This window comes from Candidatus Spechtbacterales bacterium, from assembly GCA_040879145.1.
GTDB lineage: Bacteria > Patescibacteriota > Minisyncoccia > Spechtbacterales > 2-12-FULL-38-22 > JAWVZY01.
The window spans coordinates 1-5138 of sequence record JBBDKX010000021.1; the positions used below are offsets into that span (position 1 = coordinate 1).

Here is a 5138-nt window from a genome sequence, read left to right on the forward strand (position 1 = left end):
ACTGTAAGTGTTCCAAGCATTTTTGCCTGTCTGCGTGCTACGCACAGGCAGGCCTGTCTGCGTGCGTTCACGCACAGGCAGGCCTGTCTGCCGGGTAGGTAGAGATTCTTTAGTATTCCTCTAAAGAGAGGGGGGTTGGGTTGGGTTGGTTTGGGTTTTGCATGGTTTTGCATGATAATCTTATTTATATATACTTATATTCTACCATAACTTATCATACACCAAAAAAATAAAGATTTCTATGTTTTGTGGAGGGGTACCCTGTGGATAACCCTTCGATAAAGGCTTCGACTGAGCTCAGCCCCTCACTTGCTCGCAAATGAGGGGTGGAATGAGTACCGCAGCGCGAAACAACAAAATAAAAGTAAAGATAAATCCTTTACCTTATCCGAGCTTCTTTTTAAAAAGCTCGGTAGCTACTTGGGGGTTTGCTGAACCCTTTGATTTTGCCATTACCTGGCCTACGAGGAATTTAAGCGCACTATCCTCCCCTGCTTTATAATCGTTTACAGCTTTTTCTTGTTCGCTTATTACCTCATCAATAATCTTTTCTACAGCGCTCTCATCACTTACCTGTTTTAACCCTTTTTCCTCAACTATATCCGAGGGATCTCTACCTGTGGTAAACATTTCTTCCAATACTTCGCGAGCAGCGGATGAGGATATCTCATTTGAAGCTATCATGCCAATAAGTTCGCCGAAATTTTCCGCTGTTATTTTTAATTCACCAATAGGAAGTTCGCTGTTTGAAGTAAGTGTTCTTAAATTTTTTACTATATAGTTTGTCGTTAGCTGAACTATCTTTTCTTCGTCTTTTACATTTTTATCCTTGCCCCACCTTAAAGCCTCTGAGACGGCGCCTTCATAATAGTTTGCTAATTCGTATTCTGTAATAAATATATCGGCAGTTTCTGTGTTTAAATTATACTGCTCTATAAAACGACTCTTCTTTGCTTGTGGAAGTTCGGGTAAAGATGCCCTTATAGCTTCCAGATCAAAACCATGTTCCGGAGTTAACACCACAGGAGGTATATCGGGTTCAGGAAAATACCTGTAATCGTGCGCCTCCTCTTTAGAGCGCTGGGTAAAGGTCTCGCCTTTTACTTCATCCCAGCCACGTGTTGCTTGCTCTACTTTTTCTCCGTTTTCCAGAAGTTCGGTCTGGCGTTTTATTTCGTAAGCTGTTGCATCTTCAACCGCGCGTAGAGAATTTAAATTCTTTAACTCTACTTTAGTGCCAAGCTCTTTTTGGCCTTCAGGCGATAGAGATATATTTACCTCTACTCTCATTTGTCCCTTTTCCATATCAGCGTCTGAGGCATTAAGATATCTTAAAATTAGGCGCAACTCCTGCGCAAATTTACGCGCCTCTTCTGCGCTATTTAAAACCGGCTTTGTTACAAGCTCCATCAATGGTAAGCCTGCGCGATTAAAATCTACATAGGTTTCTTTTCCGTCTTCTGAGTGCGCGAGGCGCCCTGTGTCTTCTTCTAAATGCACCCTTTCTATTTCTATACGCTTAAACTCTTCCCCACCTGCCTGCCGCGCTTCTGCTTGCGCACTGCGCGCAGACAAGTCACTGGGCGCAGGTAGGCCTGCCTGCCGCCCGCCTGCGTACTCCGCGCGGGCAGGCGCTTCTGCTTGCGCACTGCGCGCAGACAAGTCACTGGGCGCAGGTAGGTGCTCGCCGGGCGTCTCTATGTCTAAATAACCTCCTTTACAAAAAGGGATGTCATATTGTGATATCTGATATCCCTTTGGCAGGTCAGGATAAAAATAATTTTTTCTATCAAATTTAGACCTCTCTGATATCTCAGAGTTTAGGGCAAAACCTACGCGAACAACATGCTCTATTGCCTGTTTGTTGGGTACAGGCAATGTTCCGGGATGCCCCATGCACACAGGACACACATTAATATTAGGGTGTGTCTCAAAAGGGTCGTTAAGATCGTCACAGAACATTTTTGTCCTGGTTTTTAACTGAGCGTGAATCTCCAATCCAATTGTGGGTTTATACTTTGCCATGACTATATCGTAATATAAAAAACCCCTTATATAAAGCCCCCTAATTAGTAAATGAAATTCACTTAGCCGAGCGGACATTTTTCATAGCCTAGGCCTGACGAATGAAATGCACAAAAGTGCATGAATGAGGAAAACAAAGGATATGGAAAATATGCGCCCGACCCTTGGGAAGCAACATAAAAAAACCGTATGCGTTGTTGCTTCACAGCTAACGATGCTCTGGCATCGCGTCGCTGCTTGCGCCTAACATACGGTTTTTATGTTGCTTCTAAGAAGTATTTCAGTTACTAATTAGGGGGCTAAGGGGGTTAACTTATTACTTAAGGAGGTTAAGTTCGGAGAGTTTCTCAAGAAATTCATTTGTCTCACGCTTATTATTAAGACGCTCAAAAACGATCTGAGCAACTGTTTCCCTATCCATAGGCCAACTGTTTGTAGCAATTATTTCTTTCTCGGGACCCGTAAGTTTGGTCGCGTTTAACTGATAATCCTTAAACGCACCAAAGGAAACAGGAACGGCATCTTCCACAATTCTTGCCATAGCGTTTGCAAATACTCTTATTTCATACTGAGCATGCGAATCCATGCGCAGGCGCAAAAAATGCATTAAATTGTGCAAATCTATTTTCCAATACCATTGCGTATAATTAGCAACAGAAAGGCCTACGCGTGCAAGCTCGCGCGCAAGGTCAAAATCTTCGCTAATAAATTCCTCGTAGTGCGCGTAGCTTCTTTCATAATCCTCTTTTAAAAGCTCCGACACGCGCGCCTTCTGTTCAGGGGTCAATTCTTCCCCTCTGCCCTGCTTGTTGCCTGTTGACTGCTTTGCAAAGAAATTGGCATCAGGCATATAGAATTCATTCGACATAATTGAATATCTTCCCGAATATTCATTCACGCTAGCGGTACGATGGCGTATCCACTGGCGAGCGACAAAAATTGGCATCTTGCAATGGAACTTGAATTCAACCATTTCTGAAGGCGTCGTATGATCATGCCGACGCAAATATCTAATAAGCCCTTTGTTATTGCTGATCTTCTCTGTACCTTTTCCATAAGATACTCGTGCTGCCTCGGTTACGGCATCGTCATTGCCCATATAGTCAACCAGGTATACAAATCCATGATCCAAGCACTTAATAGGCCGGTAAAGCCATTTCTCGGCGCCCTCGCTACCAGGGCGCAAAGTTAAAGCACCTTCTTCGGTGCCTTCTATTCTTTGGGGTACTTCCTTCATTATCCCTCCTTATATTTTAAGAACTTTAAACAGATTTTAGCATACAATCGCAGCCTATACAAATAAAAAACCTATTCTATATTTAAGGTTTTATGAAGTATGCTTTTTATGTTTTCAAAAACCTTTGCCTCCTCCTGGGTGCCGTCCACAGGCATTACATAATCAAACCTATTTGTAAATTCTTCGTAGTGCTTTATAACTTCGCGCAGCTGTTTTTCTTTTTCAAAAAGTTCAAAGCCGTTCCTGCTTGCAGCCATGCGCTCCATAGCCTCAACAGCGCCAACGCGCAAATACAAAACCAAGTCCGGTTTAAGGAAATGCTTGTTTATCTCATATAGCCAATCAGCATCGGGAATATCAAGAGAGCCATAAGCTACTGTTGAATAAAAATACCTGTCTGAAATTACATTTATACCCTTCTCCAGCATAGGTATTACCTCCTTTTCCAAGTGGTGGGCGCGGTCGGCGGTAAATAAAAGCTGAAGGCACATTGGAGAAGAAGACCAGTCACCTGTAAGCCAACTGCGTATTAAGCCACCAATAAGATAATTTGTCGGCTCTTTTGTAAGATGGCTTTTGAGTTGATGGGATTGCAAAAACTGATGCATTTTTGCGGCCTGCGTTGTAGAACCTGAACCATCTATTCCTTCTACTACTATAAATTTTCCTTTTTTGTTTTCCATTGTAGTTTTATAATTTAAAATTGTTCTTAAATAGCGGAGCCCTGCCTGCATGCCAATCGGCATGTAAACCGGCAGGCAGGCAAACTTTCTTTTAAGCAGCTCTCGCGGTTCATGGCTACACTATTTTAATCCACTACTCCCAAACCCCTCTTCTCCCCTTTCTGTTTCATCAAACTCTTCGGTTTCCTTAATTTGAGCCCGGCTAATTGGCTTAACAACAAGCTGAGCTATTTTTTCACCTTTTTTTATATTATAACTCTCTTTTCCAAGGTTGGTTAGAGCAATTTTAAGCTCTCCCCTGTAATTTGAATCTATAACGCCTGCCATTGTTTTTATGTGATGCTTAGTTGCAATACCGCTTTTATCCCAAACAAAACCGCCATACCCGCTCGGTATAGCTATTTTTATGCCTGTAGAGATTAAAATTTTCTCTCCAGGAAGTAGTATCGCGTCTTCAAAAGAAAAAAGATCCATCCCGGCATCACCCTCATGCGCATACGAGGGTAACTTCGCGGATGGATCCAGTTTTTGTACAAAGATCTTCATTGATTTAGATATCCTTATTTGAGTTAACAACTTCTTTTATGTGCAGAGCGCCACCCTTATCTTTGAGAATATCTGTCATTTTCTCCATAGTGCCTACAAAATCAAAGTCTGCATGCTCTAACTTTACGTCATTGCGCTCAGCCAAATCAAAAATATGTTCTTTCCCTTCCGAATTTTTATATTCGCCTGTGTACTTAATCTCTTTAACGCCTTTGGCAATAAGTTTCGTGGTGCACCTAATGCATGGAGTCCCTATAATGTAGGCGCTAGCCCCTATAAGGTTAGCCGTGCTGTACAAAATGGCATTTTCTTCACCATGCAATGTCCGGACACAATGCCCTTCTATTATCAAATGTCCCACATCATCACATTGCGGATTTTTAGGCAACGCGCCATTATATCCCGCGCCAACCAGTCTCTTGTTTTTATCAACCAAAACACAAGCTGTCTTTAGCCTGTCACATGTCCCGCGCGTGGAATATATGTGCGCAAGCGCAAAAAAGAATTCGTCCCAATTTGGTCTCTGCATAAAAACTCCTTATTTAAGTACTCTACTCTTTTTATCATAGACATCACTAAAACAAAAGCCCACCTATCATTGGTGGCCTTGTACTTGTAAAAAGCTCGACAATCAAGGATTTTCAGAT

Annotated in this window: 6 protein-coding genes; all 6 read right to left on the reverse strand. The window is 42.4% G+C overall.

Features of this window, described 5'->3' with window-relative positions:
- Nucleotides 1-384: 384 nt before the first annotated feature.
- A complete protein-coding gene (gene gatB / locus WDZ40_01980; GenBank protein MEX0877617.1) occupies nucleotides 385-2025 on the reverse strand; it encodes an Asp-tRNA(Asn)/Glu-tRNA(Gln) amidotransferase subunit GatB in 1641 nt (546 codons plus the stop codon).
- Between the two features lie 316 nt (nucleotides 2026-2341).
- Nucleotides 2342-3262, reverse strand: coding sequence for an FAD-dependent thymidylate synthase (gene thyX, locus WDZ40_01985; GenBank protein ID MEX0877618.1), 921 nt, complete (start codon nucleotides 3260-3262; stop codon nucleotides 2342-2344).
- 71 nt (nucleotides 3263-3333) lie between these two features.
- The gene (tmk, locus tag WDZ40_01990; protein MEX0877619.1) at nucleotides 3334-3945 is read right to left on the reverse strand and encodes a dTMP kinase; all 612 of its coding nucleotides are present in this window, start codon (nucleotides 3943-3945) and stop codon (nucleotides 3334-3336) included.
- A 120-nt stretch (nucleotides 3946-4065) separates the two neighbouring features.
- Entirely contained in the window at nucleotides 4066-4491 is a 426-nt protein-coding gene (dut, locus tag WDZ40_01995; protein MEX0877620.1) for a dUTP diphosphatase, read from the reverse strand.
- 4 nt (nucleotides 4492-4495) lie between these two features.
- Nucleotides 4496-5020 carry a hypothetical protein gene (locus WDZ40_02000; protein MEX0877621.1) on the reverse strand — a complete coding sequence of 175 codons (525 nt, stop codon included), beginning with the start codon at nucleotides 5018-5020 and terminating at the stop codon, nucleotides 4496-4498.
- A partial coding sequence (locus tag WDZ40_02005; GenBank protein MEX0877622.1) for a hypothetical protein occupies nucleotides 4942-5138 on the reverse strand: 197 nt, incomplete at its 5' end. The genes WDZ40_02005 and WDZ40_02000, both read right to left, overlap by 79 nt.